Source organism: Thermoanaerobacterium sp. RBIITD (assembly GCF_900205865.1).
Taxonomy (GTDB): domain Bacteria; phylum Bacillota; class Thermoanaerobacteria; order Thermoanaerobacterales; family Thermoanaerobacteraceae; genus Thermoanaerobacterium.
Genome location: NZ_LT906662.1, coordinates 353,372 through 377,718, shown reverse-complemented (window position 1 = coordinate 377,718; position 24,347 = coordinate 353,372). Strand labels below are relative to the sequence as shown.

Here is a 24,347-nt window from a genome sequence, read left to right as displayed (position 1 = left end):
GGAATTTTAATGAACATATTAGTCACAGGTGGAGCAGGCTTCATAGGATCAAATATCGTAGATTTTCTTATAGATAATGGATATGACGTCGTTGTTGTTGATAATATGTCCACTGGTAAGAAAGAGAACATAAATAAAAGAGCTAGATTTTATAATGTAGACATTACAGACAGTAATTTATACAAAGTATTTGAAAATGAGAAAATTGACGTTGTAATACATCACGCGGCGCAAATAGACATACAAAAATCTATAAAAGACCCTGTATTTGATGCAAAAGTAAATATTCTTGGAACGATTAATTTGCTAGAATGCTGCAGAAAATATGGTGTAAAAAAGATTATCTATGCTTCTTCAGCAGCAGTATACGGTAACCCAGAGTATCTAGGGGTTGATGAAAAACATAGAGTATATCCTATATCATACTATGGTATATCAAAACATACACCTGAGCATTATTTTGAAGTTTATAATGAATTATACGGATTAAAGTATACAGTATTACGATATGCCAATGTTTATGGGATTAGACAGGATCCTAAAGGTGAAGGTGGAGTAATCTCTATATTTATAGATAAGATGTTAAAAGGCGAAAGACCTGTCATATTTGGAGATGGTGAACAAACAAGGGATTTTATTTTTGTAAAAGATGTAGCAAAAGCTAATCTTCTAGCACTTAAAAAAGGAGATAATGAGATAATAAATATAAGTACAAATAAAGCTATTACGATAAACGAACTTGTAGATATAATGAATGAAATAATGGGTACATATTTAAAACCTATTTATACTAATTCAAGAAAAGGTGATATAGTACATAGCTACCTTGATAATAAAAAAGCTTTGGAGGTACTTGGCTGGGAACCGGAATATCAGCTTGAACAGGGTTTAAAAGAGACGATTGAGTATTATAAAGAAAAATATATATTAGAGGAAGAAGCTGCTGTAACGAAAGATATAAATGTTGATTTATCATATAATGTATGGTCCAAAGGGGATTAATTTATTAGACTGCAAAATTATATATCGCGAAGTAATTAAAAAAATGGAGAGAAAAGAATATGATTAAACAAGTTTTTTACTTTGATGGTAAAGAATTTATTAGATTTTATCATGATGGATTTAATGATTATAGAAAAAATAGAAATTTAAGTGAAAATACTGTTATAGATTCCCACAATATTGAATTCAAAGAATATTATATTGATGATTTAATCAATGAAGATATTGAATGCGATGATATAATTGAAGGTTTTTTAAGTCGCAATAACAAAAAAAATCCATATTCATCTTGCTGCTGCAATTATAAAGAATATATTAACTATAATAAGGAATTATATAATGAATTTCAAGATAAAGATATTTTTAAAAAAGTAAGTGATTTTGTAGAGGAATGGTCCGGATTTAAATTAAAATATAATCCTTATTCAATATTCAATATATTTGTATTTAATCGTACTTTAATTGATATAAATCTTACTACCAACGATGAGGGTAATATATTTATCGATTATAATCAAAATATATATAATAATATATTATTCATTATAAAACTTAAGCTCGGTAATATTATTGTTAATACAATGGTTTATCGCGGCAGTATTAAAAATATAATTCCAAATCAATTATGGGATTCAATAGACATTGAAATATATTCAGAAGATAATAAATTGATTTATGCATATTATGATTTACATTTCATAAAGTATATAAATATTAATATGGGAATTATTAACAAAGATATTGAGATGAATTTAAAAACTCAAAAGAGAAAAGTAAATTTAAAGTCCGTATTTAATCAATTATTAAAAGTAGGTAAGAAAAATAGTGATAGTGATAGATTAATAAGCTATTTATATAATGAACAATTGGCATATAAAAAGAAAAATTATAATAATAGATTGTTTGAATTTTTGGGGAAAAATGAAGAAGATAAAGCTTTTAAAATTTTTGAACAAATATCTTCGGCTGATGGTTTTACTGAAATGTGGATTTTTGATCCATATTTTATAGATTATAAACCTAAAGGTGGCAAAGATAAATTAAACGATATTATAATAATACTTTCTAAGAATTTATCATTGAAAAAAAACATTGTATATGAGGTAGGTAAAAACATTAATTTAGAAGAAAAAAATGAAAATTCAATTGATAAAAACAAAGTTCATCAAGAATTTGATGAATTTATTAAAGCAATAAAACCAACGAAAGAAATAATTAATAAAAAAGCTAAACAAAATTTGAATATAACATTTTATGGGACTAAGGAGCATTTTCATGATAGATTTATTTTTTTGACTAATGATGATTTTATTAAAGGGTATATGTTAGGTACATCATTAAATTCTTTTGGTGATAATTATTCAACAATAATAGAACTTGATTTAGATAATGCAAAAATAGTTTTTAATAAATTAAAGAACAATGTTGTAAATAAAGATAATATTATGGTTAAAGAGGATTTTTAAATGATTATATGTAATAATTCAGATATTAATAATTATTTAATAAAGGAATTATCTCCATTTAGAAATACCGGAAAATATCTTATCATAATTATTGATCCTTATTATTATGACAAAAGTGCAAAAAATAAAATTAATATAGATAATTTTATTAATTTTTTAAAATTGGATATAAATATAACAAGAATAATTTGGTTTTGTAGTAGATTTTACAATAATCATTCTAACAAAGATGTTGAAGTAAAAATTTTTACACATATTGAACTTCATGATAGATTTTTATTTGTTTATGACATATCAAAAAAAATTTATGTAAAAATAATTCACATTGGAGCATCAATAAATAGTTTTAATATAAATGATAAAGTTGGGATGAATAACAATGTCAGTATTTTTAGGATATCTAATGTTGATGAAATAAATCTAAATGATAATAAAGATCAAAATTACAAAATAATCAATATTATTGAAAATTTATATAATAAAAAGGATTGGGGATATTAATGCATTATAAGATTATTGAAAAAATATCTAATATCGTAAATGAGGGACAGTCAGATATTAATTCCATAAGAGAAGATTTAGAAAATATGTATGCGGGAAAAGAATTTAGTAAAATTATTGATGATTATGATGAAAGTTTAAATTTAATGCCTTCAAGCAAAATACCTCATTATACATTTATTTTTTATTTATCTTTAGTTGTTTTATTTCTTGATGATTTAGAAAATATAGCAAGATATATTAAACCTAAAAAAAGTTTTAGATTTTTGTGTAAAGGAGCTAGTCTTTTTGTAGGACAAAAATCAATATATCTTAAATATGATGCTAAACTTAATGATAATTACTTAAAAAACAAATATGAGTTTATTGATAGATTTGAAGGTGAATTTGTTGATCACAACAATATAATGTTTTATGTTATTTATCTTTTGAAACTGATATATTATGCAGATAGAAAATCATTAATTGATATAATTAATGAGGATAATCAAAATTTATTTTTTTTAACCACAATTACTGATTATGAAATAAAATTTACTGATGAAGAACTAATAGATTTTTTAAATTCAAATGATGAATTAAAAATTAATGGAGCATTATATAGATTGACTTATGATTTTAATTATGCTATATCTCAATATGCTTATGATAAAAATGAAAATAATTCCAAAAAAGTTGATGAACAAATTGAAAGATTGAATAAAGTATTTGGTAAATTAGATGAAAATAAAAAAGTATATTTAATTGTAGATTTTATTTTTGTAGAAAAATATTATCCAATATTCTTTTTTGATATATTAAAAGAATCTAAAAAAGAGTTTATTATTGATAATTTAAAAAAGCAGGATTTAGAAAACTTATATAAGTTAATTAATTTAAAAATTTTAATTGAACAATTGAAATATGAAGAAGTTAAAAAGCTATTTGTTGACTTTTTAATAATATTTATTATAAATGATGGAAATAAATTTGTCTGGCAGGAAAAATGCAATGATATTACTGATATCTTAAAATTAATGAGTGACGATTTGATAGTTGATTTAAAAAAACAACTTGAAATTATAAATAGCAATTTATTCATTTCAAATTTTGATAGACAGATAAGATATAATAAGTATTTAAAAGATTTAGATAGATATGAGATTATTAATTATATTATAAAATTATTATAAAATACTTAGATGGTAGTATGTATACAGTAAATGAAACCTTGATAATAAAAAAACATATTCTTGGCTGAAAACTGGAATGTCGGCTAAAACATGGATTAAAAGAGATAATAGAATATTATAGAAAAAATGCTTTTGAAGAAGTGCTGTAACAGAGAAAAATATAGCTTTGTCAGAGTGATTGAGAAATTGAAATAAAAAATATTGAGAGGTGGTGCACATATGATAACAGGTGTAATCATGGCAGGGGGAAAGGGCGAAAGGTTTTGGCCCAAAAGCAGGATAAAGATGCCAAAGCAGTTTTTAAAGCTATATGGTGATAAAACCATGATTCAGCAGACGGTAGATAGGCTAAAGAGACTTATGCCAATTGAAAATATTTTTGTTGTTACAAACATAGATTATGCAGGTTTGATTAGCGACCAGATACCAGAGCTTCCGACAGAAAATATATTGATAGAGCCTATGGGAAAAAATACAGCAGCTTGCATAGGTCTTGCAGCCATACATACAGAAAGGCTTGATAGAGATTCTATCATGGTAGTAGTGCCATCAGATCACGTAATAAAAGATGAAGAAGCCTATTTGGAAGTATTGAAAACAGCAATAGAGAAAGCAAAATCAGTTAATAATCTTGTCACAATAGGCATAAAGCCGCTGCATCCGGAGACAGGATACGGATATATAAACTTTAAGAAGATTACAAATGAGATATTTCATAACAATCCTGTACACAAAGTAGAAAGATTCGTAGAAAAGCCAGATCATGATACAGCAGTGAAATATGTAGAAAGCGGAGACTATTTATGGAATAGCGGCATGTTCATCTGGAAGACATCTACAATACTAAATGTGATAAAAGAAAATATGCCACAATTATACAGTGCATTAAATGTTATAAAGGAAAACTTTGATTCAGATGAGATAGAGAAAATCTTATACGAGGAATATTCAAAACTTGAAAGCATATCGATAGATTACGGCATAATGGAAAAGGCCAAGAATGTATATGTAGTGCCAGGAGACTTTGGTTGGGACGATGTAGGAAGCTGGACATCAATAGAAAGATTATACGAAAAAGATGAGAATGGCAACGTCATAAAAGGCAATGTCGTAAGCGTAGACACAAAGAAATGCATCATAACAGGAAGCGATAAACTCATTGCTATACTCGGTATAGAAGATGTAATAATCGTAGACACAGAAGACGCACTTTTAATATGTTCAAAAGATAAAGCGCAAAATGTGAAAGAAGTATTGAAGGAATTGAAAAAGAAGAAGGCGGAGTATTTGTAAAAATATATAATTATTTTTAAAAAGGGATTTTTTGACTAGAAGGGGAGGACATTTATGTACTGCAAGAATTGCGGCTATAAAATGGGAGACAATCTTCATATCTGTCCTTACTGTGGAGCATTAGTGGATAATACATCTAAAGAAGCAAAAACTTCAAATAAAAGATATTGGCTCATTCCTTTTAGTTTTGCCATAATGGTTGCCATAGCGGTAACTTTTTATTTTTTCTATGAAATAGGTGTCAATAAGAAAGTGGAAGAAATACGGGCAAAAGCGGAAGATATGGCTTTACAGGGGAATTTTGATACTGCATTAAATTTTGCTAAAAAGGGTTTGGCTTTGCGCCCTAATCATAAAGTATTACAACAAGACCTGGCTTTAATAAATTTTGGCAAAACGGTATATGAAAAATTAGAAACAGCTAATAAGTATGCTGATGATAAAAAATTTGATTTAGCATTAAAATCCATTTCTGCAGTTGATAAAGACCTTGAAGGTCGAAGTGGTGAGTATTTTGACATGCTTTCTAATCTCAGCAAAAAGTATAAAACACAGGTAGAAGTAAAACAACTGTATGATGATGCCAAAAACAAAAATACAATTGATGAGTTGGCTGATGCATTGTCTAGATTAAGCTATATAGATAGTCCAGATGCAAAGAATATAGATAAATTAATACGTCAGAAAATTGCCAATATGGCTTACTCAAATGCCAATGAGTTGTTAAAGGATAAACAGTTTAATGAAGCATTAAAAGTGATAGAAAAAGCTATGCAATACGATAGTTCAAATGCTAAACTTATTTCATTTAAAAAAACTATAGTAGATCAGAAAACTGCTTTTGAAAACGCAGAAGCACAGAGAATGCAGCAAGCTATGATTTCTGCAGCCAAAGAAGATGCCATGAACAGGACCAATGCAGTCAGCGTATTAAATGTTAAAAATTACATCAATGGTTATGGGGATTTTGTGATAGAAGGAGAAATTAAAAATGTAGCCACAAAACCTATATATGAAGTAGAAATTTATTATGCAATATATGATGCAAATGGAAATACTATTGGAGATGGCAATACATATGTATATCCAGTTTATTTGTCACCATTGCAAAAAGGAAGTTTTTCCAATATACACTATGGGCTTTCAAATGCTGATCATATAAAAATAACTGGGGTAAACTGGTATATTGATTAAAAGGGGCAAACAAGCATGGGAGAGACAAAAAAAGATTCTAAAAATTCTTTAATTATTAATTTACTTATAACAATTCTGATAATAGAAATTGGACTTGTTGCATTTAATTATATTAACAAAGAATTTCATCAACAAGTAATTACAGGTAACTCAAAATTAGGCCAATATAACGCTATAAAAAGTTCACAAACAAAAGATTCAAAACAAACTAGCATTAAGTCTATAATATCTGATAATCAGGAAAAAGTTATGTACATCGAGGTCAACGATGGAGGCGATATGGTAACAGGTTCTGGATTTTTATACGACACTAATGGCGATATCATAACAAATGCTCATGTAGTTAGTGGTGCTTCTACAGTAAAAGTAAAAACATATGATGGAAAGGAATATAACGGTACAGTCATAGGCAAGGGTGAAGATATAGATGTAGCTTTAATAAATGTACCTGGACTGGCAGGAAGAACTCCTGTTAAAATATCATCGAGAAAAGGGGAAGTCGGCGATCCTGTCATTGCCATGGGAAGTCCACTGGGGTTACAGAATACAGTTACGACGGGAATAATAAGCGGTGTTGACAGAGATTTTACAATTGCACCATATGTGTACAAAGGGGTATATCAGATATCAGCTCCTATATCGCCTGGTAGTAGTGGAGGCCCACTATTGGATCAAAATACAGGAGAGGTTCTAGGAGTAAATTCAGCCGGGACTATTGAAGGGGTAATAGGTTTCTCCATACCCATAAATCAAGTATTACCACTTGTGGAGAATTGGGCGAAAAATCCATCAAAACCTCAGACAAATGAATATGCCGTTGATTCTACAGAGCAACTTGATAATGGTCAATCTATTAAAGAAGAAGCCGAAGCTTTAGTTCAGTATTTTTATCAATGCATCAATTCGCAGGATTATGTTACCGCATATTCACTTTTAGGCAGTGATTGGCAAAGCGGAACAACATATCAAGATTTTCGAAATGGCTATCTTAGAACAGAATATGTTAATATTCAAAACATTATATCTAATTACAAAGATAATAATCATGTAGAAGTTACTATAACAATAGAAGCTCAGGAACTCACTGGTCAAGATACTGTTGTGACAAGTCTTTATATGTGTACATACGATATAGGTTATGAAAATGACCAATTGAAAATCTTAAGTGGTAAATTTAGAAAAATTTAAAAAGCAGCATGTTCATATGGAAGACTTAACAATACCAAAGGAATATTAAAAAAGGGCTTTGCCTTATGAGACCAGAACTGGAAATAGTTTGGCAATAAATCAAAAGGCAAAAATGATTTTGTGTTTTTGTATGGCAATGGGATTTTGGAGGGGATGATGTAGGAAGCTGGACATCAATGGAGAGATTGTACGAAAAAGACGACAACGGCAACGTCATAAAAGGCAATGTCGTAAGCATTGATACAAAGAAATGCATCATAACAGGAAGTGATAAACTCATTGCAACACTTGGCATAGAAGATGTAATAATCGTAGACAGAGAAGATGTATTATAAATATGCTCGAAAAATAAATCGCAGAATGCGAGAGAGATATATTGCAGGAGTTGAAGGAAAAAAATAGCGAGTATTTATAATATATTTTTTAACGAAACATGTCGAAATATTTAGTAAATGACAGATGAATAGTATGTGATTTTTAATTTAGGGATGAGGTAGATGAACAATTTTGCCGAAGAATTGACATACTGGTATCTTCGATTTAATGGATTTTTCTTATTGCAAAACTTTGTCTTACATAATTTAAGAGAAGGAGAGCAAAGGGGGACTGCAGATTCTGACTTGAGGCAATTAGATTTTCTGATGTTTATGAAAAAATTGGTGGACAAAACCAAGATTGGGATAAAGAAAAATTTTTTGATTGGGGTATAGATATTTATAAGCGTAACTTAGCTTTTATCGTTGAGGTAAAGTCAGGAGGAACAAGTAAAAGCGAATTAGAAAAAGCTTTTTCTTCTAAAAGGCTTGAAAGTGCACTTTATCGTTTTGGGATCTTCCCTACAAGAAAAGTTTGTTGTATGATTAAAAAATTTGAAAGTGAAAAATATGCAGAGTTTCATCAAAATTAATTGATGGTCTTTGGTTAAATTTAACTTTTAACTAAATGATGAATTTATACAGAAACGAATCCAATCTTATTCTGATGATAAGTACCCAGATCGAATATACTTTACAAGTGTTCTTATGCAAATTAGAAATTAAATATTGTTTAGTAAGATTTCTTTGTACTCTTCCATTGAGATTTTTTAAAAAGGAGAAATTTGTTATGGAATTGAAGTTAACTACTCTTACTCATTTGTGGACCGGTGGAATTCATCCTAGTGAGATAGACCATATTCAGGAAGCTGGAATTATTGGCAGTATGCGTTGGTTGTCTGAGGTTTTTGTTCGTGGTGTAGGTGGAAAAGTTTGCAATTTAAATGAACGTGATAAATGTAGTTTTAGTGACAAAGACTATTGCGATTCCACTGCTGTAACTTTGCGTCAGACGTTACGGGATTCTGGTTTGTGCGATGTTTGTCAAGTATTTGGAGTGACTAAATGGGGAAGTAGGTTTAGATTAGAAATTATTGAAAATGTTAAATAGAACAGATATTGTGCGAAGAGTATTCAAAACTTGAGAGCATATCGATGAATTATGGCGTGATGGAGAAAGCTCAAAATGTCTATGTGGTGCCTGGCAATTTTGGCTGGGATGATGTGGGAAACTGGACATCTGTAGAGAGGCTTTACGAAAAAAACGAAAACGACAAGGATTCCTTTTGTTAAAAATACGGTTTATAATAAGTTTTGTTTCAAATACCATAGAAGGCTATTGAAATGGAGATGTGTATAAATTTTAGCATTGAAGTTTATGTAGGTATGAAGGAAGTAATTTTAGTGAAAGGGGTTTTTCATAATATATGTGGAATCAATATAGTGAAAAATCACCTGAAGTTTCACAAGATGTTACAGTAAGATTAGATATTAATAGTAGAGTAAAAAAGTTAATACATGAATATTTTATTTTGAGTTTTAATCTTAAAAAAGAACCGAATGTAAAAGAATTTATGGATTATTTGACGGATAATGTGCCAGATATAGCTGAGAATATTACTACAAAAACTCTTATAAAATTATTTGATGAAGAGAGAAATAGTATAGAGTCAATTGATGAAACAACTCCAAGAATCCAAGATCAAGAGTCAATGGATATAGCTAATGACACAAAATCTAGTGATATGAACCTTAGCGATGATTTTGAAAATCTCGGTTTTGAAAAGCGAGTAGAAAAAACAAAATTAATACAATTTTTTGAGTATCTTAAAGCATATCGTTCTAAACTGGAAGAACCTATTAGAAATATATCGAAATATGATGATATTGTTGTATGGTATAATGATATTCCTATTGGAGAAGGGTGTTTTTTATCTAAAGGAGGGAAAAAATGAGTAACTCAGTACTAATAATTGGCGCTGGCGTAGAAAAAACAGAAGGCTTGAATATGCCTCTTGCTAATGAATTAATACCAGAATTAGTAAAATTTACTGAAAATCAGGGGAAACAAATATCTGAGTGTTTAAGGGGAAAGCTACCTAATATGAGATTTTCTTTCCGAAGTTTAATAAAAGATGGTATTGAATCCATTTTATATTCTGATGTTGATGGGAATGATAAATTAGCTAAAAAATTGAAAGAATTAAGTATTAATAGAGAAACACTAAGAATAAAATTACTTTATAATATTTCAACTAAGTTAAGTAATATAAAAAGAGGAAATTATATTGATGAAGAAACAATTGAAATAATAAGAGAATTGTTTACGGAAGAGGAATTGATAGATATAACAGATAATAATTTATTAGACTTAAAGTACTTTACATTTACAGATGCTTTTAAAAAAATGTTAGTTAGATTATTAGAAGAGAGTATAGGTTTAAAAACGAAAAGTAATGATTCTAATGATGAAATGTTATATAATTTACTGATAAATGAATTCTTAGATTTTGAAAAATTGTTGGTTGATACATTTATAGGTTTTTATACAAAAAAGAAATCTGACATCAAAAAATATATTTATATATCATGGATATTATGGTCTTACTTGTCATGGAAAGAGTTAACTATTGATATAAATATAAATGAGATACCGTTTTATAGCAAGATACCAAAAAAGTGGAATGTAATAACATTTAATTATACATCTTTTTTAAAGAAATGCCATGAAAATTCAATATATTTTCATGGTTCTTGTGATGAGTATATACGGCTAGATAATAGGAATACTTTACCAATTGAACAATCTCAATTTAAAGATATTGATGATATTCTTGACTTTTTAGAACAAAATATCAATTTTGATTTTGAAAAAGAAATATATTTTATTCCTTCAATAATTCCACCGCTAAAATTAAAACCTGTAATTTCAACGCAATTTTTAGACAAATGGTATAAAGGAAAGACCATTATTAATAAGTCGGATAGAATAATTATTGTTGGATATTCTTTTTCAAGTGCAGACGAACATATAAATGATATTTTAAGAGAAAATAAAAATAAACAAGTTATTATTGTTAATCCATCATTTAAAAGGATAATACCTTCAATAGAAAACATATATAGAGTTAATGAATATAATTTTACTGAATTTAATTTATCAGGTAAAAGAGCGTTGAAGGCTGATAATATAATAATTATTGATGCTTATGCAAACGAAATTTATCTTTCTGAATTAGAATTAATAGGTTAAATCTGAGATAATCAATAGATGTAACATTAAACCAGCTATAAATGCTAAAATAAAATTGAGCCAAATAAAGTACCAGTGATGATAAAAAAGTGATACACATTATTCAAAAATCCTGTATTATAGAACTGGGAAACCACTATGATATAGTAGGTTGAAAGGAATTATTAATGTGGACCATACCAGTATATCAGATTTGTGTACGAAAGAGAAGGGCTGTTACAAAGGGCTATAGTAAAAAATTGGAAATATTCAGGAATACAGTTAGAAAAGATTCCAATGGGGAACATATGCTATGGCAATTACAAAAAAGGTATTTAGTTCTCCGGTGACAGGTCCGGTAAGACCGATAGTTAAAAATGGCTCACAGAAGATGAATCTGCCCCTGAGAAACAGAGGCACATGGCAAGACGCATATATCATAGACTCGTTGAAGAATATGACTTTAAAGATAGAGAATTCACCATAAGGCAACTTGCACGCGAAATCAAGAGCAAGAAAAAAGAATCATATACCCCACTAGGATTTGATTACGGTGAAGCAATGCAAGTAGATTGGAGACAAGCGGTTTTCAAAATAAACGGAAAGGAGGTAAAAGTTCATCTCTTCTGTACCAGACTATGTGCCAGTTGTGCGCCATTTGTAAAATCATATCCCATAGAAAGAAAGGAGGCTTTTTTAGATGGCCATATAAAAGCATTTGAGTTTTCCGGCGGAGTGCTAAAGAGGTTGGTATACAACAATCTCAAAATAGCTGCAAAAGAAAGCTGGGGAAAATACGTAAGTGACGAATAAAAAAATTTCAAAGCATTAAAAGCCATTTTGCTTTTGAGAGTACATACTGCAATAGAAGCCAGGGTCATGAGAAAGGCCTTGTAGAAGGATTGGTACGATTTATACGGACGTATTAGTCCTCATACCGGAAGTAGGAACATGAAAAGAATAAAATCAAAAACTCAGAGAAAAATGCATAAACTATTGGAATTATCATCTTTAGAAGAACAAAAAGCCTTGGCTTCATTGCCGGTAACACCGTATGATACGGCAGTAAAATTACAGATCAAAGTTAATAGTGACGGTTTAATACATTTTGATGCAAACAGGTATTCAGTGCCACTGGATTTTGCCGGGTATGAAGTAACAGTTAATGTGCTACTCCTTTTGAGATAAGGATATATTCAAAAAATAGAGAGATATCGAATCATAAAAGAGCTTATGGCCAGAATTACTGAAAATGCTGATTTAGTGTGGATAGGAGGAGATGGATAATTTGTTTCAAGAACTTATAATAAGTTTAATTATTAGTTTAATTAGTAATTATATATCACAGAATGTAAATGAAGTTTTATTAGATGGTGATATCAATAGTGAAATAAAAGAATGTATTCAAAATGTTACAGATAAAATTTCGACGAAATATCCGAAGTTTAAGATTATAGATGGATTTACTTTATGGGATAATATTGCTGAAAAAATAAATTACGAAATTGAAAAAAATTTTGACGATATTAGCTATATAAATATAGTTAGCACAATAAACAGTGTTTTAATAAAACAATTAAACGATTTAGATCCAGATAAAATTAAAAATATATCTGAAGATTATTTAAAGCTTCTTAAAAAAGAGATTATAAATAAAGATAAACTATATAAATTTTTAATGTTATCATATTTTACAAATATCGATGGTTATATTCGTAGCAGGTTAGAAACTATAATTCATGTGTTAGAAAATAATACGACAAAGGATAAATTTATGGATGTTAAAGAGATTAAAGAGATTAAAGATAATTTATTAGCATATTTAATTTTTTTACAAAAATGGGCATTTAATGAGTTAGGAGAAATGGAGTTTGAAAGAACGTTTAAAATTACCGGTAATAAAAGACGATTAAAGATAGATGATTTGCTAAAGTTAAATTCAAATCTTGTTATTATAGGTCCTCCGGGTTGTGGTAAAACGTATACGCTTATTAACTTAATATTCAGATTAACGCAAAGCAATTCAGGGAAAATGCAAATACCAATATATGTTGATTTATCGTCATACGGAATGTTCTATGATTCGATTTTTCAACGATTATTAGACATCGTCAATAAAAAGCTGGTTAAGTGTCAAAAGGATGACTTAGAGCTTTTATTGAAAAAAGGAAGTTTTATTTTATTTTTAGATGGATTTGATGAGATAAAAGATGATTTTTATGAAAAATGTGTCAGGGATATTAATAATTTAATGATTGATTATCCATTAAATTTATTTATAATTGCCAGCAGAGATAATAATTATTATGAGGAATTTGGATATAAAGTAATAAAATGTAAAATTGATCCATTAGATGGTATACAGATTAAAGAGATTGTAGATAAGTATTATAAATATTCTTTTTATACGTTGAGTGATGATATGGTTGAATTGTTTAGGAATCCATTAATTTTAAAAATCGGGATAGAGGTAATTAAGAATAATGATGGTAAAATTCCTTCTAATAGAAGTTTAATATATGGTGAATTTATAGATTATCTAATAAAAAAATGGAATAGGCAAAAAGGATTAAAAAAGGATTTTATTCCTTATATTAATATTATGGAAACTATTAGTAAAATAGCATATGAATATTTTGAAACACCTTATATATATATAAGGGAAATGCAATCTTTACTAAAAAATTGTTTTCCAACAATGAATACGGATAAGGTTTATGACTTTATTCTAAATTTAGGAATTTTCGAGGTTAGAGATAACAGAGTAACATTTATGCACAGAACTTTTAAAGAATATTTTGCTGCAATTTATATATTAAAACAGATTGAGTCAAAGAATATCTCGATTTTAGATACTATAGTTAATAAAAAGCAATGGTATGAAGTATTTATATTTATATCTGGCTTACATACAAAAATTGAAATTAAAGATTTATATTTAAATTATGTACTTCAAAAAAATATTAAATTATATGTAGATTGTGTTAAGTCAGAATATAATTATTCTGATGAATTAAAACAATATGAGCTTAATGATTTAACGGTATATTACTTAAATAGTTTAGTTTTTACGTATGAGTCTATTATTAACAAATATTTTACTAAGATTAAAAGATTATTTAGCCCTTATAGGGGATTTAATAAAATTGATGATGAAATGGAAATTTGTATTGAAGGATATATAAGTGAAGATATGTGCAGTCTAAAATATTTATTTAAAATTAAAAATGAAGACGAACCAAAGGTGAAAATAAAAAAGTTGGCATTGCTAGAAAAAATGTCAGTAAGTTTTATTAATCTAAATTACTTTTCTATTGATAGTTCAAGAGGACTTGCAATAGAAAGAATAAAGTCAGAGTTAAAGTATATTATAGAAAAACAGTTACTGCGTGAGAGTGATTATATTATATCTGAAAGGATATCAGAGGCTTTAAAGAAACTAAAGTTGAATATGGATTTAAATGAGGCATATGAATGGGTTAAAGATGTAATAGCTGGTCAATTAGAAAACTCTATTAATTTGGTGAGTATTCAATATGACGGTGTTGAATTATTTGAACTATATAATTTAATTGAACATATTATAAAAAATAATATCGATTATCAGTTATGTTTACTGCCGTCAATGGATTTGCTTACTAAAAAAAGAGGATTTGTTTGGGATTGCTATTCTAAAGAGAGATTAATCGAAAGAACATACAAATTTTTTGAATTCTATCAAGAGTCTTTTATTTTTATGATAGAATCAAATTTTCTGGAAATTAAAAACTATATGCCTGACTATATTAATTATCCATATAAGTATATTATTGAGATATGTTTTCCTGAAAGTAAAAATAATAATCATGAACCATTGTTAAGGTATTTTTACATACAAGTAGAAGATAAAAGCAATTTAAAACCGAAAATTTTAATCAGCGATGAAAAAGAGTTTTATCGAGATAACAAAGAATTAGAAATATATAATACATATTGTAAATATGGACAAGGATTAATTATATCATATACGTATATTGATTTGGTTTTAATATCAAAAAAAGTATCATCAAATTTAATTATTTGTGATTTTACTTATGATCGGATAAAAGAAAATATTGAATATATATTTGGCAAGCTTTAAAAAGACTGAAGTGACATCAATAGATTGTGAAAATGGGATATGTAAAGTTAAAATAAAAAATAATGTACATGGAAGTTATTGATGTTAAGATCGATGTAGATATGGCCAAAACTTCATTCAGCACTCTTTTACCATCTCCCATATTTTCTCATTATTTGATAATATAGAACCACTTTAAAAAATAAAACACGAAAAGCTTTTGAAGAATCACGAGCTAAATTAAAGATGGAGACAGAAAAAGAATTAGAAGAGTTAAGACACTTGCACCAAGGTGAAATAAATGTACTCCTTAGGCGTATGAAGTTTATCAAAAGATGGTATTATCTATGAGAGTGTTTATATCTGAGATAAAAACGGCAGATACCTAGCCCACATAACCTTTGAGGTAGAACCAGCAGAGGTAATAATCGATTCAAGGCTGGAGTATATAGGGCAGGACACAAATCCTGACGGAATAGCATTGGCGAATATAGGCCATCTAGGACAACCAGAGCCATGGCATGAGGGATTTTAAGATACCATATCCCAGGGGATTACAAAAATACAGAGGAGAAATACAGATAACATTCCACAAAAACGGTTTTATGTATATAAAGATACCTGAATTAACATGTAGCGGAGGAAACAGAAGTAACACCTCATAGGAGTCCTTGCAGACATGGTGACAGAGATAGTAAAAGAGCTCAAAATGCTATTGGCGGTAGAAGATCTAAGATTCAAAAAAGATAGGATGGCATCCAACTTTGCATACAGCAAGGTAATAGAGGCAGAGATGAGAAGCGACTACAAAAAAGGAGTAGAGGTAAAAGAAGTATGGCCTGCCCACACATCCACCATAGGGTATTACAAATACAAGGAATGCTATGGTATAACAATACATGAAGCAGCAGCGATGGTAATAGCCCGCAGGGCTATGGGTTACAGAGAAAAATAACGAAAGAGATAAAGCAAAGAGTAAAAGAGCTAATAGAAGAAAGGCAGAGGATAAATACCCTTCCTAAGTAAGGAAGAGGGATGACACGAAAGGAGAAAAAGCTCATAAAAAAGTTAGAGTATCACAATGGGCTGAAAAAGTTAAAGCAAGAGAGTTTCTACTCCGTATGGCATGAATTAAGAGAGCTTGTATATTCAAGTAGGTGACCCCGTTTAGCCGGTAACGGTACAAACCGGTAGGCCGAATATAACAGATCGCGTGGGGCGGTACAACCCACCTTAAGGTTAACACAGGCTAAGAATAGGTGCCTGTGCCCTTAAGGTGCAGATCCTACGTCCAGGGTGGGATTCCCGTGGCTTAGGTCTTCCTGTCTTCCGTGCCCGAGAGGGTAAATTCTATCGAAAGGAGGAAAGCCTGGTTAGGGGAAGGCCGTTAACTGTAAAACAGTTAAGTTCTTTGAACCAGGAACAATTTTGTGAAGCGGGGCAAATCAAAAACAGTTGGCTATATTTTGGCGCTCTTTTTTGGTGGCTTAGGTGCTCACCTTTTTTATTATGGTAAGTATCTAAGGGGCATTCTTTATTTAGCGTTTAGTTGGACAGGTATTCCTATATTATTGGGATGGATAGACATGTTTTTTATTCATAAATGGCATCAGCGATATCTCGAAAGCCAAGAGAATTCTTCAAAATTTTTGCAGGAAAAATCACTTCAATCAATTACTCCACGAGTGGAGAAAACCAGACCTGAGAAAGTCGAATCTGAAAAATCAGTTCTATCATATAGAGAAAACGAAATGATGTTTTACAGGGAAGAAGAAATTATTTTGCCAGAATATGCACATCTCAAGACACCTTCGTACATCAAAGAAGAAATTCAGCAAATTAAAAAATCATTTAAGCCTAAAGATTTAAACAGACCGGTCATCGAAATTTCTCTTCATACTCGTGAGACTTATTTCATGGAAGATTCGATTAAATATGCTAATCAAATGGGTGTTAAAACTGAATTTGTTCCTTTGCAGGTTTATTGGACGACTTTTCGAGATCTCGATGAAAAACAAAAGAAATGGTATCTTTATTGGAGACATCAGACGTTAAAAGGAAATTATTTGGATACAGATTTAAGCTATGTGATTTTATTTGCTTATGAATTGATCAATTATACTTTTAATCAAAATGCAGCATTTAATGTCAGTATGATGGTTCGTTTACAGCAGGCATATAAAGAAAGAATTCCCAACTTGGATAGATATCTTTCAGAGTGGATTAGAGATATGTTAATTGAGTTAAATGAAGTTGAGCTGGCTCGTAAATGGGGATTAGGAGCTGACCCTTATTATCATACAGATTTTTATCAAATATTTAAAGCCCATGAAAAAGATATTAGCCGAATACCTATTAAAGAATGGCAAAAAGTTATCAGAGGATATTCAGAAACCAACTTTTTCGAAATGAACAAACAAAAGGTTTATGCTACATTTAAGGAGGCATTAAAATTATTCCAAAAAATAAACATTGAAGAAGGATTGGATTTAGAAAAGGCTTGGTTTGAACAAGAGAAAAAAACGGCAACGTATTATTTGTTTAAAAGTGCAGTGATTGGTCGAAATGTTGGAAGCCGAGTTATTGAATATACGGAATACGTACCGACAGAATATTTTTATAACGAGATCACTGCTTTATTTCGTGTTTCTGAAAATGTTACTCGGTTGTGTAACGGTGTTAAGAGACAAATCAAAGCAAATGAAGAGTTACTTCCACCTAATTTCAAAAAACGTTTATTAGAAGAAATGAAAAGCAAAAAAGTATATGAAATTGATGAAGATGTAGGAATCAAAAGTCGTTTTTCGCATGTTGTAACAGATAAAATTGAGGAGAAAGGGAGCCAAATTCCTCCAAAGCCCAATGAAACATTAGAAACAAAAACAGCTAATAATGATTCGAACAAATCCTGGATAACAGAATTGGACGGTAAACAAGTTGAAGTATTGAAACAAAGGCATCAGGCTTTTCTTTCAGAGTTTTCCAGTGATGAGCAGGATGAGGATAAAAGTACAGAGAGAGAAATTAAAGCAATGTCTAATGTGGAGAAAACAAAGCTTGATATTTCCGAGCGGCCGACAATTACACTGAGTGACGATGATGTGGATGTTGAAGGATTTCTTTCCTCATTGACGGAAGAAGAAATTGAATTTATTAGTACGTTCTCTAGTAAGAGGAGAAGAATCGACGTGGTGAATGACGAGATAAGAGAAAAAGGAATTCCCGCTGCGGTTTTTATTAACGAAATCAATACAAAAGCAGAGGAATATTTAGATGATGTGTTTATTGAACAGATAGGCGATGATTATGTGATAAACGAAGAATTAGTATGTGTATTGGAGGAAATAGAGAGGAGTAAAGCAATATGAAAATTAAAAGGCGTGATTCAGCAGATATTTTAAATGCATTAGCTGGTGGGGTAGTTCCCAGTCGAGGCCTTCAATATATAATAGTTGGTCGTGAAGCTGAAATGAGACAAATAAAAGAGGATCTAAAGGATATTAAGGAAAATGGAAGTTCGTTAATTAAATTTTTTATTGGAGCATACGGAACTGGCAAAAGCTTTATGCAAAATTTTGTTCGTCAGATAGGTCTTGATGAAGGGTTTGTCGTTGCAAAAGCTGATTTTACTCCACATAGGAGATTATACGGAAATGATAACCAAGCTGTTGCTTTGTACAGCGAGCTAATGAGGAACTTATCTACTAAATCAGTTCCACATGGTAATGCTTTACCGGCGATTTTGGACCAGTGGATAACAAATATTCAAAATCAGGTGGTACAAAAATTGGGCTATGACGGGCCTATTTTGAACGATCCTACTTTTATTCAAGCAGTTGAAAAAGAAATTATTGATGTTGTTTCACACTTGGATGAGCTAACGGGGGGATATGATTTTGCAAATGTATTAGGCGTTTATTATCGGGGTTTTGTAGAGCAAGACAGGGAAAAGCAACGCCGTGCTTTGAGATGGGTACGAGGGGAGTACCTGGCAAAAACCGATGCTATTCGTGATTTAGGAATTCGTGAAATTATCAATGATAACAATTATTATGGATATTTGAAGGTGCTGTCGAAATTTGTGCGTCAAATAGGATATTCAGGATTAATCATTAATTTAGATGAGGCAGTTAATTTATATAAAATTACGCACCGAGAAGCAAGAGAGAAAAATTATGAGTATATTTTAATGATATATAATGATATTTTACAAGGAGCGGTGGAAGGTTTATATATTACTTTCAGCGGTACACCTGAGTTTTTAGAAGATGAGCGCAGGGGACTTTACAGCTATAAAGCATTGGAACGTAGGTTAAAACCAGGTGTTCAAAACGATGAATACCGTGATTTGAAGCAACCCGTAATTAAATTAACGTCAATTACTCCTAATGAAACTCTGGTTTTATTAATGAATATCCGCGATATACACGCAGCGCATTACGGTTATGAACCAATGATAACAGACGAAGAGATTCGTGATTTTTTGATTCATTTTTATGAACGACCGGGTGCAGAGAAGCAAATCATCTTGGGGGACGTTATTCGACAGTTTATCAGTAGTTTAAATATTCTTATTGAAAATCCGATGACAGATTGGAAAGAATTATTTGATGCTTCTAATGTAACACCACAAGATGATAAGATAGATCGAAAAGTGGTTAATATACATGATCGCTTTCAACGTGGTAATTTTTAGTGATGTAAAGTGTTTTTAAATGTGAATGATACGATGAATACGCCGTTTTTGATGTGATACCAAGGGGGATAAAATGAGCCAGATATTTTATATGTTATCTGATACTGTGCAAAAGAAAATATGGGATATGGGTTGGACACGATTTACATCTATTCAAGAGAAAGCAATTCCGGTTATTATGAATACGCAAAAGGACGTGGTTCTTTCGTCAGCTACAGCTTCGGGAAAAACAGAAGCAGCATTTCTGCCTATTCTTAGCCAAATTGAAGAAACAGCGCCTTATACTCTTAAAGTTCTTTATATATCACCATTGAAGGCGTTGATTAATGATCAATTTGAACGCATTCAAAAATTATGTGATCAAATGTATATTCCAGTTCATCGTTGGCACGGTGATGTTAGTCAATATAGTAAAAAGAAGTTTATTGATAATCCTGCCGGCATATTACAAATTACACCTGAATCTATTGAGAGCTTGTTTATAAATCGTACTCATGCACTGCGTTTGTTGCTTCAGTATCTTCAATTTATTGTGATTGATGAAATTCATGTTTTTATTGATACAGAACGTGGAGTTCAGTTACGTTCATTATTGTCTCGCATTGAGAAATTTACCAAAGATCGGCCTCGTATTATTGGGTTATCGGCAACAATTGATAATTTTGAGTTAGTTAAGAACTGGGTTAATTACCGAGACCCAGATAACGTTGAAATTATCGAGGCAAAAGAAAATGACAAAGATCTTTATTATAATTTGATGCATTTTGACAGTGAGAAAATGAGGAGTTATCCTATCGAACTTTATGAAGATATCAGGGAATTGACCCGTAATCATTCTGCCTTAATTTTTTTTAATAGTCGAGGTGCTGTTGAAGAAGCAACAGTTATTTTAAATCGTTTGGCTGAACGAGATGGAATAGGGCAGATTTACTACGCACACCATTCTTCGATTGCTAAAGCGGAACGTGAATTTGTTGAGAAGATGATGGCTAAATCTGCTGTGCCTAAAAGTATTGTAGCAACCAGCTCATTGGAGCTAGGAATTGATATTGGAGAAATAGATTTTGTTATTCAAGTGGATAGTACTTTTACTGTTTCATCTTTAAAACAAAGGTTAGGAAGGTCAGGCAGAAAACAGAGTAAAGATCAGTATTTGCAATTATATACAGCAGATAAGTACGGGTTATTACAATCTATTGCAGTGATGGATTTATTATTACAAAAGTGGATAGAGCCGAGTAAAGGTTATTCGCACCCTTATGATATTTTGTTTCATCAAATTATTTCAATATGCCACCAAATGAATGGCACTGCACCAGAAGATTTAATTATATTGTTGAAACGCAATGGTGCATTTTATGATTTACCGGAAACAGATATTTGCCTGTTAATTGAACATATGGTTAAGCAAGATTATTTGGAACAACTTAGTGATACAGGCCAGTTGATTGTCGGATTAGAAGGGGAACGACTGCTTAGAGGAAAAGATTTTTATTCTGTTTTTATGACTGAAGATTCATATGAAGTATTAGATGGAATTAAAAAAATTGGGGAAATTGAAAAAACGCCATTCGTAAATGAAGGAGATAACATTATCCTTGCTGGGCGATTGTGGACGATCAAAGAAGTAGATGCTAAACGCAGCAAGGTATATGTGCAGAAAGCAGTGGACGGGCATCCACCTAATTATTCAGGTGGGGGTGTGCGATTACACCGAAGAATTCCTGAACATATGCATGAGATATTATGTTCAGATTATATATTTGATTTTATTAATGATGATGGTCGCTATACTTTAGAAGAGTTGCGTGCGCCTTATCGTCATTATAAAGTAAGACCGGATGAGAGAATAATATGGAGGATGGATGGTGAACTATTATTTGAAACATTTACCGGCACCAACATTTTTCAAACGTTAATTTGGATGATTCGCTATTATGGTGTTAATGTAGATAAGACTGATGGTATTGGGCGTATCTCTATTTTGGACAATATTGATTTAATAGAAATATTAAAGGAGATTCGACAGAAAGATTGGTCTTTGAGTGATTTGTTACCTTATACAATGGACCACGAGTTTTTTGTGTCAAAATATAGCCCGTTTCTTCCTAAGGAATTACAGATTAAAATGCATGAAGCACATTATGTTGATATTAAAGGTGCACTCGATTTTCTAAATTGCTATTGTATTCGAGAAATCAGGCTGTAGTACAAAGCGGAATTGTCTCGTATCAACAATCTGAAGGTTACATCTCAAGAAATAAGAGATCTGCTGGACTAGCCTTCTGTAACGCAATTAAAATGAGGAGGGATTTTATTATGGAGATTATAGACAATAAGTTTGAATTAGGAGATACATGGAAGTTAATTGATGGGTTAGCTGATGAATCAACAAAAGAAATGTTTGAATTAGATGAGATATTGTATGAGATTTCTATGAAAATATATGAATTTAGACTTAAAAATGATTTGACGCAAAAACAGCTTGCCGAAAAATTGGAAATTAAGCAATCGATGGTATCAAAACTTGAAAGTGGTCAATATAATCCATCCATTGAACAGCTTTGGAAAATTTCAAAAAAGTTAGGATGGAATTTTAAGGTACATTTGTTTGGAATATTCAAAAGTTAAAACAAGAGGATTTTTTAGGTATGATAGAGTTAAATGGTTTAACGACACTTTCTCAGTTATCACGGACATATATTTTAACTGTTACATCTCTTTCTGGAATAAATCCGCCAGTAAAATTGCCTATGGTAAATATTTTTAAATTAATACAGCAGAAAAAGGATAATGAAGTAAATAAAAAATAGGTAGTAGATAAGGAACTTGTTTATAGTTTGATATTTGGGAATATTTTGACAATACCGAATAAAAGTGGTGAGAAATCTAGTGAACATAAAAATAAGAGAAGCATTATTTAATGATTATAAATCAATAAGTACTCTTGTTAAAGAAGTACATAGTCTACATGTTAAAAATAGGCCAGATGTGTATGCAGATGTGGACAATCCATTTACAGAAGAAAGATTTAAGGAGATATTAGATGACGATAAAACAAAGATTTTTGTCGCTGAAGATTGTAATAATGAAATAATAGCTTACAGCATTATAGAGATAATGACTACGAGAAATATTCCAATTCTTATACAGAGAAAATTTGCCTATATAGATGATTTATGTGTTAGCTCAAATCATAGAAGAAAAGGTGTAGGAAGAATGCTATTTAGACATATTGTTGATTATGCAAAAAAATCTGGTTATGATGCGCTAGAATTAACTGTATGGGAATTTAACAGCGATGCTATTAAGTTTTATGTGGGATTGGGTATGACGACAAGAAATAGAAGAATGGAATTGAAGATTTAACAAAAATCTTTAAATTCTTTTTTATGCCTTTTCATTAATTACAATAATTATGATGTTTATATTAGAAGAAACATGATTGGTTGATAATATTTAAGTAAAATGTTAAAATTAAGATAAATAAAGGATAGGAGAAAATTATGAAAATCAGAATAATGTCAAGATTTTTAGGAGTGATTAACAATGAAATCAAATTTAAACGAAGTGTGGAATTTAATAGATAGTTTATCATTTGCAGAAAAAAAAATAATTTATAAAAGAATGCAAAATGAAATAAACAATAAATTGCTTGAAATAGTTGATAAAATTAATGAAAGAGCTGATACGGACCCAATATCTTTAGGTGACATAACAAAAGAAGTAGAGGATGTTAGAAGGAAGAGATATGGGAAAAATTAAAATAGTTGTAGATACTAACATTTTTATAAGTGCTTTTTTAGGTAGCAAAAAGGCTAGGTTTTTGTTAAAAGATATCATTAACGACGAATATATACTTATAATGTCATCAGAGCAATTGCTTGAAATAAAAGAAGTGTTAAACAGACCTAAATTTGAAAAATATATTTCTAAAGCGGAAATAGATGAATTAGTTGAATTAATTTCTCTAAAAGCAATTATGCCTGCTATATACGATAAGATAACTGATTGTAGAGACGAAAAGGATAACATGATACTTGAGGAAGCTGTCTATGGAAATGCAAATTATATAATAACTGGTGATGATGATCTGCTGATTTTGAATCCTTATAGATGGATAAAAATTGTTATGTTAAGAGATTTTTTAAATGAACTTTATGATTTATAAAGGACACAAAATAGTTGTT

23 protein-coding genes and 2 pseudogenes are annotated in these 24,347 nt (G+C 30.2%); all 25 read left to right on the top strand.

From position 1 onward, the window contains the following. Positions 1-9: 9 nt before the first annotated feature. The 25 genes and pseudogenes from CPG45_RS01795 to CPG45_RS01680 all read left to right on the top strand — a co-directional run bounded on the left by CPG45_RS01795 (position 10) and on the right by CPG45_RS01680 (position 24,328). Positions 10-1,002: an SDR family oxidoreductase gene (locus CPG45_RS01795; RefSeq protein ID WP_096230358.1), complete on the top strand. Its 993-nt coding sequence runs from the start codon at positions 10-12 to the stop codon at positions 1,000-1,002. A gap of 59 nt (positions 1,003-1,061) precedes the next feature. After that, entirely contained in the window at positions 1,062-2,468 is a 1,407-nt protein-coding gene (locus CPG45_RS01790) for a VPA1262 family N-terminal domain-containing protein (protein ID WP_096230357.1), read from the top strand. Further along, on the top strand, positions 2,469-2,969 hold the full coding sequence (locus CPG45_RS01785; protein WP_096230356.1) for a hypothetical protein: 501 nt from the start codon (positions 2,469-2,471) through the stop codon (positions 2,967-2,969). Continuing rightward, a complete protein-coding gene (locus CPG45_RS01780; RefSeq protein WP_096230355.1) occupies positions 2,969-4,141 on the top strand; it encodes a hypothetical protein in 1,173 nt (390 codons plus the stop codon). The genes CPG45_RS01785 and CPG45_RS01780 overlap by 1 nt, the downstream gene beginning before the upstream one ends. Positions 4,142-4,360: 219 nt before the next feature. Then, on the top strand, positions 4,361-5,434 hold the full coding sequence (locus tag CPG45_RS01775; RefSeq protein WP_096230354.1) for a mannose-1-phosphate guanylyltransferase: 1,074 nt from the start codon (positions 4,361-4,363) through the stop codon (positions 5,432-5,434). A gap of 54 nt (positions 5,435-5,488) precedes the next feature. Beyond that, on the top strand, positions 5,489-6,628 hold the full coding sequence (locus CPG45_RS01770) for an FxLYD domain-containing protein (protein ID WP_096230353.1): 1,140 nt from the start codon (positions 5,489-5,491) through the stop codon (positions 6,626-6,628). Between the two features lie 15 nt (positions 6,629-6,643). Continuing rightward, positions 6,644-7,816, top strand: a complete 1,173-nt coding sequence (locus tag CPG45_RS01765) for a S1C family serine protease (RefSeq protein ID WP_096230352.1) — start codon at positions 6,644-6,646, stop codon at positions 7,814-7,816. A 122-nt stretch (positions 7,817-7,938) separates the two neighbouring features. Next, positions 7,939-8,231, top strand: a pseudogene (locus CPG45_RS18075) (mannose-1-phosphate guanylyltransferase); the annotation flags it as partial. Positions 8,232-8,313: 82 nt separating this feature from the next. After that, on the top strand, positions 8,314-8,526 hold the full coding sequence (locus CPG45_RS17270) for a hypothetical protein (protein ID WP_231968934.1): 213 nt from the start codon (positions 8,314-8,316) through the stop codon (positions 8,524-8,526). Between the two features lie 232 nt (positions 8,527-8,758). Next, positions 8,759-9,241 (top strand): type III-B CRISPR module RAMP protein Cmr1, encoded by a 483-nt coding sequence (gene cmr1, locus CPG45_RS01750; RefSeq protein WP_096230351.1) that lies wholly within the window; start codon positions 8,759-8,761, stop codon positions 9,239-9,241. Then, positions 9,238-9,402 (top strand): annotated as a pseudogene (locus CPG45_RS16690) (mannose-1-phosphate guanylyltransferase); the annotation flags it as partial. The gene cmr1 and the pseudogene CPG45_RS16690, both read left to right, overlap by 4 nt. A gap of 155 nt (positions 9,403-9,557) precedes the next feature. Further along, positions 9,558-10,085, top strand: a complete 528-nt coding sequence (locus tag CPG45_RS01745) for a hypothetical protein (protein ID WP_096230350.1) — start codon at positions 9,558-9,560, stop codon at positions 10,083-10,085. Beyond that, on the top strand, positions 10,082-11,383 hold the full coding sequence (locus CPG45_RS01740) for a hypothetical protein (RefSeq protein ID WP_096230349.1): 1,302 nt from the start codon (positions 10,082-10,084) through the stop codon (positions 11,381-11,383). The genes CPG45_RS01745 and CPG45_RS01740 overlap by 4 nt, the downstream gene beginning before the upstream one ends. A 399-nt stretch (positions 11,384-11,782) precedes the next feature. Beyond that, the gene (locus tag CPG45_RS01735; RefSeq protein WP_096230348.1) at positions 11,783-12,175 is read left to right on the top strand and encodes a hypothetical protein; all 393 of its coding nucleotides are present in this window, start codon (positions 11,783-11,785) and stop codon (positions 12,173-12,175) included. Between the two features lie 138 nt (positions 12,176-12,313). After that, positions 12,314-12,550 (top strand): Mu transposase domain-containing protein, encoded by a 237-nt coding sequence (locus tag CPG45_RS01730; RefSeq protein ID WP_096230347.1) that lies wholly within the window; start codon positions 12,314-12,316, stop codon positions 12,548-12,550. 91 nt (positions 12,551-12,641) lie between these two features. Then, complete coding sequence (locus CPG45_RS01725; RefSeq protein WP_096230346.1) at positions 12,642-15,482, top strand: NACHT domain-containing protein; 2,841 nt, start codon at positions 12,642-12,644, stop codon at positions 15,480-15,482. Between the two features lie 658 nt (positions 15,483-16,140). Continuing rightward, positions 16,141-16,416, top strand: a complete 276-nt coding sequence (locus tag CPG45_RS01720; RefSeq protein ID WP_096230345.1) for a hypothetical protein — start codon at positions 16,141-16,143, stop codon at positions 16,414-16,416. A 475-nt stretch (positions 16,417-16,891) separates the two neighbouring features. Then, positions 16,892-18,829 (top strand): TerB N-terminal domain-containing protein, encoded by a 1,938-nt coding sequence (locus tag CPG45_RS01715; RefSeq protein WP_096230344.1) that lies wholly within the window; start codon positions 16,892-16,894, stop codon positions 18,827-18,829. Next, the gene (locus CPG45_RS01710) at positions 18,826-20,157 is read left to right on the top strand and encodes an ATP-binding protein (RefSeq protein ID WP_096230343.1); all 1,332 of its coding nucleotides are present in this window, start codon (positions 18,826-18,828) and stop codon (positions 20,155-20,157) included. Before CPG45_RS01715 ends, CPG45_RS01710 begins: the two co-directional genes overlap by 4 nt. Before the next feature lie 73 nt (positions 20,158-20,230). Further along, a complete protein-coding gene (locus tag CPG45_RS01705; protein WP_096230342.1) occupies positions 20,231-22,366 on the top strand; it encodes a DEAD/DEAH box helicase in 2,136 nt (711 codons plus the stop codon). A 110-nt stretch (positions 22,367-22,476) separates the two neighbouring features. After that, on the top strand, positions 22,477-22,788 hold the full coding sequence (locus CPG45_RS01700; protein ID WP_231968931.1) for a helix-turn-helix domain-containing protein: 312 nt from the start codon (positions 22,477-22,479) through the stop codon (positions 22,786-22,788). 20 nt (positions 22,789-22,808) lie between these two features. Then, complete coding sequence (locus tag CPG45_RS01695) at positions 22,809-22,970, top strand: hypothetical protein (RefSeq protein WP_231968927.1); 162 nt, start codon at positions 22,809-22,811, stop codon at positions 22,968-22,970. Positions 22,971-23,049: 79 nt separating this feature from the next. Further along, on the top strand, positions 23,050-23,526 hold the full coding sequence (locus CPG45_RS01690) for a GNAT family N-acetyltransferase (RefSeq protein WP_096230341.1): 477 nt from the start codon (positions 23,050-23,052) through the stop codon (positions 23,524-23,526). Between the two features lie 180 nt (positions 23,527-23,706). Continuing rightward, positions 23,707-23,922 carry a hypothetical protein gene (locus CPG45_RS01685; protein WP_013297455.1) on the top strand — a complete coding sequence of 72 codons (216 nt, stop codon included), beginning with the start codon at positions 23,707-23,709 and terminating at the stop codon, positions 23,920-23,922. Further along, positions 23,909-24,328, top strand: a complete 420-nt coding sequence (locus CPG45_RS01680; RefSeq protein WP_096230340.1) for a putative toxin-antitoxin system toxin component, PIN family — start codon at positions 23,909-23,911, stop codon at positions 24,326-24,328. The genes CPG45_RS01685 and CPG45_RS01680 overlap by 14 nt, the downstream gene beginning before the upstream one ends. Positions 24,329-24,347: the final 19 nt, after the last annotated feature.

Coding starts and splice junctions, on each gene's coding strand:
- CPG45_RS01795 (WP_096230358.1), top strand. CDS start 10: ATGAACATATTAGTCACAGGTGGAGCAGGCTTCATAGGATCAAATATC.
- CPG45_RS01790 (WP_096230357.1), top strand. CDS start 1,062: ATGATTAAACAAGTTTTTTACTTTGATGGTAAAGAATTTATTAGATTT.
- CPG45_RS01785 (WP_096230356.1), top strand. CDS start 2,469: ATGATTATATGTAATAATTCAGATATTAATAATTATTTAATAAAGGAA.
- CPG45_RS01780 (WP_096230355.1), top strand. CDS start 2,969: ATGCATTATAAGATTATTGAAAAAATATCTAATATCGTAAATGAGGGA.
- CPG45_RS01775 (WP_096230354.1), top strand. CDS start 4,361: ATGATAACAGGTGTAATCATGGCAGGGGGAAAGGGCGAAAGGTTTTGG.
- CPG45_RS01770 (WP_096230353.1), top strand. CDS start 5,489: ATGTACTGCAAGAATTGCGGCTATAAAATGGGAGACAATCTTCATATC.
- CPG45_RS01765 (WP_096230352.1), top strand. CDS start 6,644: ATGGGAGAGACAAAAAAAGATTCTAAAAATTCTTTAATTATTAATTTA.
- CPG45_RS17270 (WP_231968934.1), top strand. CDS start 8,314: ATGAACAATTTTGCCGAAGAATTGACATACTGGTATCTTCGATTTAAT.
- cmr1 (WP_096230351.1), top strand. CDS start 8,759: ATGATGAATTTATACAGAAACGAATCCAATCTTATTCTGATGATAAGT.
- CPG45_RS01745 (WP_096230350.1), top strand. CDS start 9,558: ATGTGGAATCAATATAGTGAAAAATCACCTGAAGTTTCACAAGATGTT.
- CPG45_RS01740 (WP_096230349.1), top strand. CDS start 10,082: ATGAGTAACTCAGTACTAATAATTGGCGCTGGCGTAGAAAAAACAGAA.
- CPG45_RS01735 (WP_096230348.1), top strand. CDS start 11,783: ATGGCAAGACGCATATATCATAGACTCGTTGAAGAATATGACTTTAAA.
- CPG45_RS01730 (WP_096230347.1), top strand. CDS start 12,314: ATGAAAAGAATAAAATCAAAAACTCAGAGAAAAATGCATAAACTATTG.
- CPG45_RS01725 (WP_096230346.1), top strand. CDS start 12,642: ATGGATAATTTGTTTCAAGAACTTATAATAAGTTTAATTATTAGTTTA.
- CPG45_RS01720 (WP_096230345.1), top strand. CDS start 16,141: ATGGTGACAGAGATAGTAAAAGAGCTCAAAATGCTATTGGCGGTAGAA.
- CPG45_RS01710 (WP_096230343.1), top strand. CDS start 18,826: ATGAAAATTAAAAGGCGTGATTCAGCAGATATTTTAAATGCATTAGCT.
- CPG45_RS01705 (WP_096230342.1), top strand. CDS start 20,231: ATGAGCCAGATATTTTATATGTTATCTGATACTGTGCAAAAGAAAATA.
- CPG45_RS01700 (WP_231968931.1), top strand. CDS start 22,477: ATGGAGATTATAGACAATAAGTTTGAATTAGGAGATACATGGAAGTTA.
- CPG45_RS01695 (WP_231968927.1), top strand. CDS start 22,809: ATGATAGAGTTAAATGGTTTAACGACACTTTCTCAGTTATCACGGACA.
- CPG45_RS01685 (WP_013297455.1), top strand. CDS start 23,707: ATGAAATCAAATTTAAACGAAGTGTGGAATTTAATAGATAGTTTATCA.
- CPG45_RS01680 (WP_096230340.1), top strand. CDS start 23,909: ATGGGAAAAATTAAAATAGTTGTAGATACTAACATTTTTATAAGTGCT.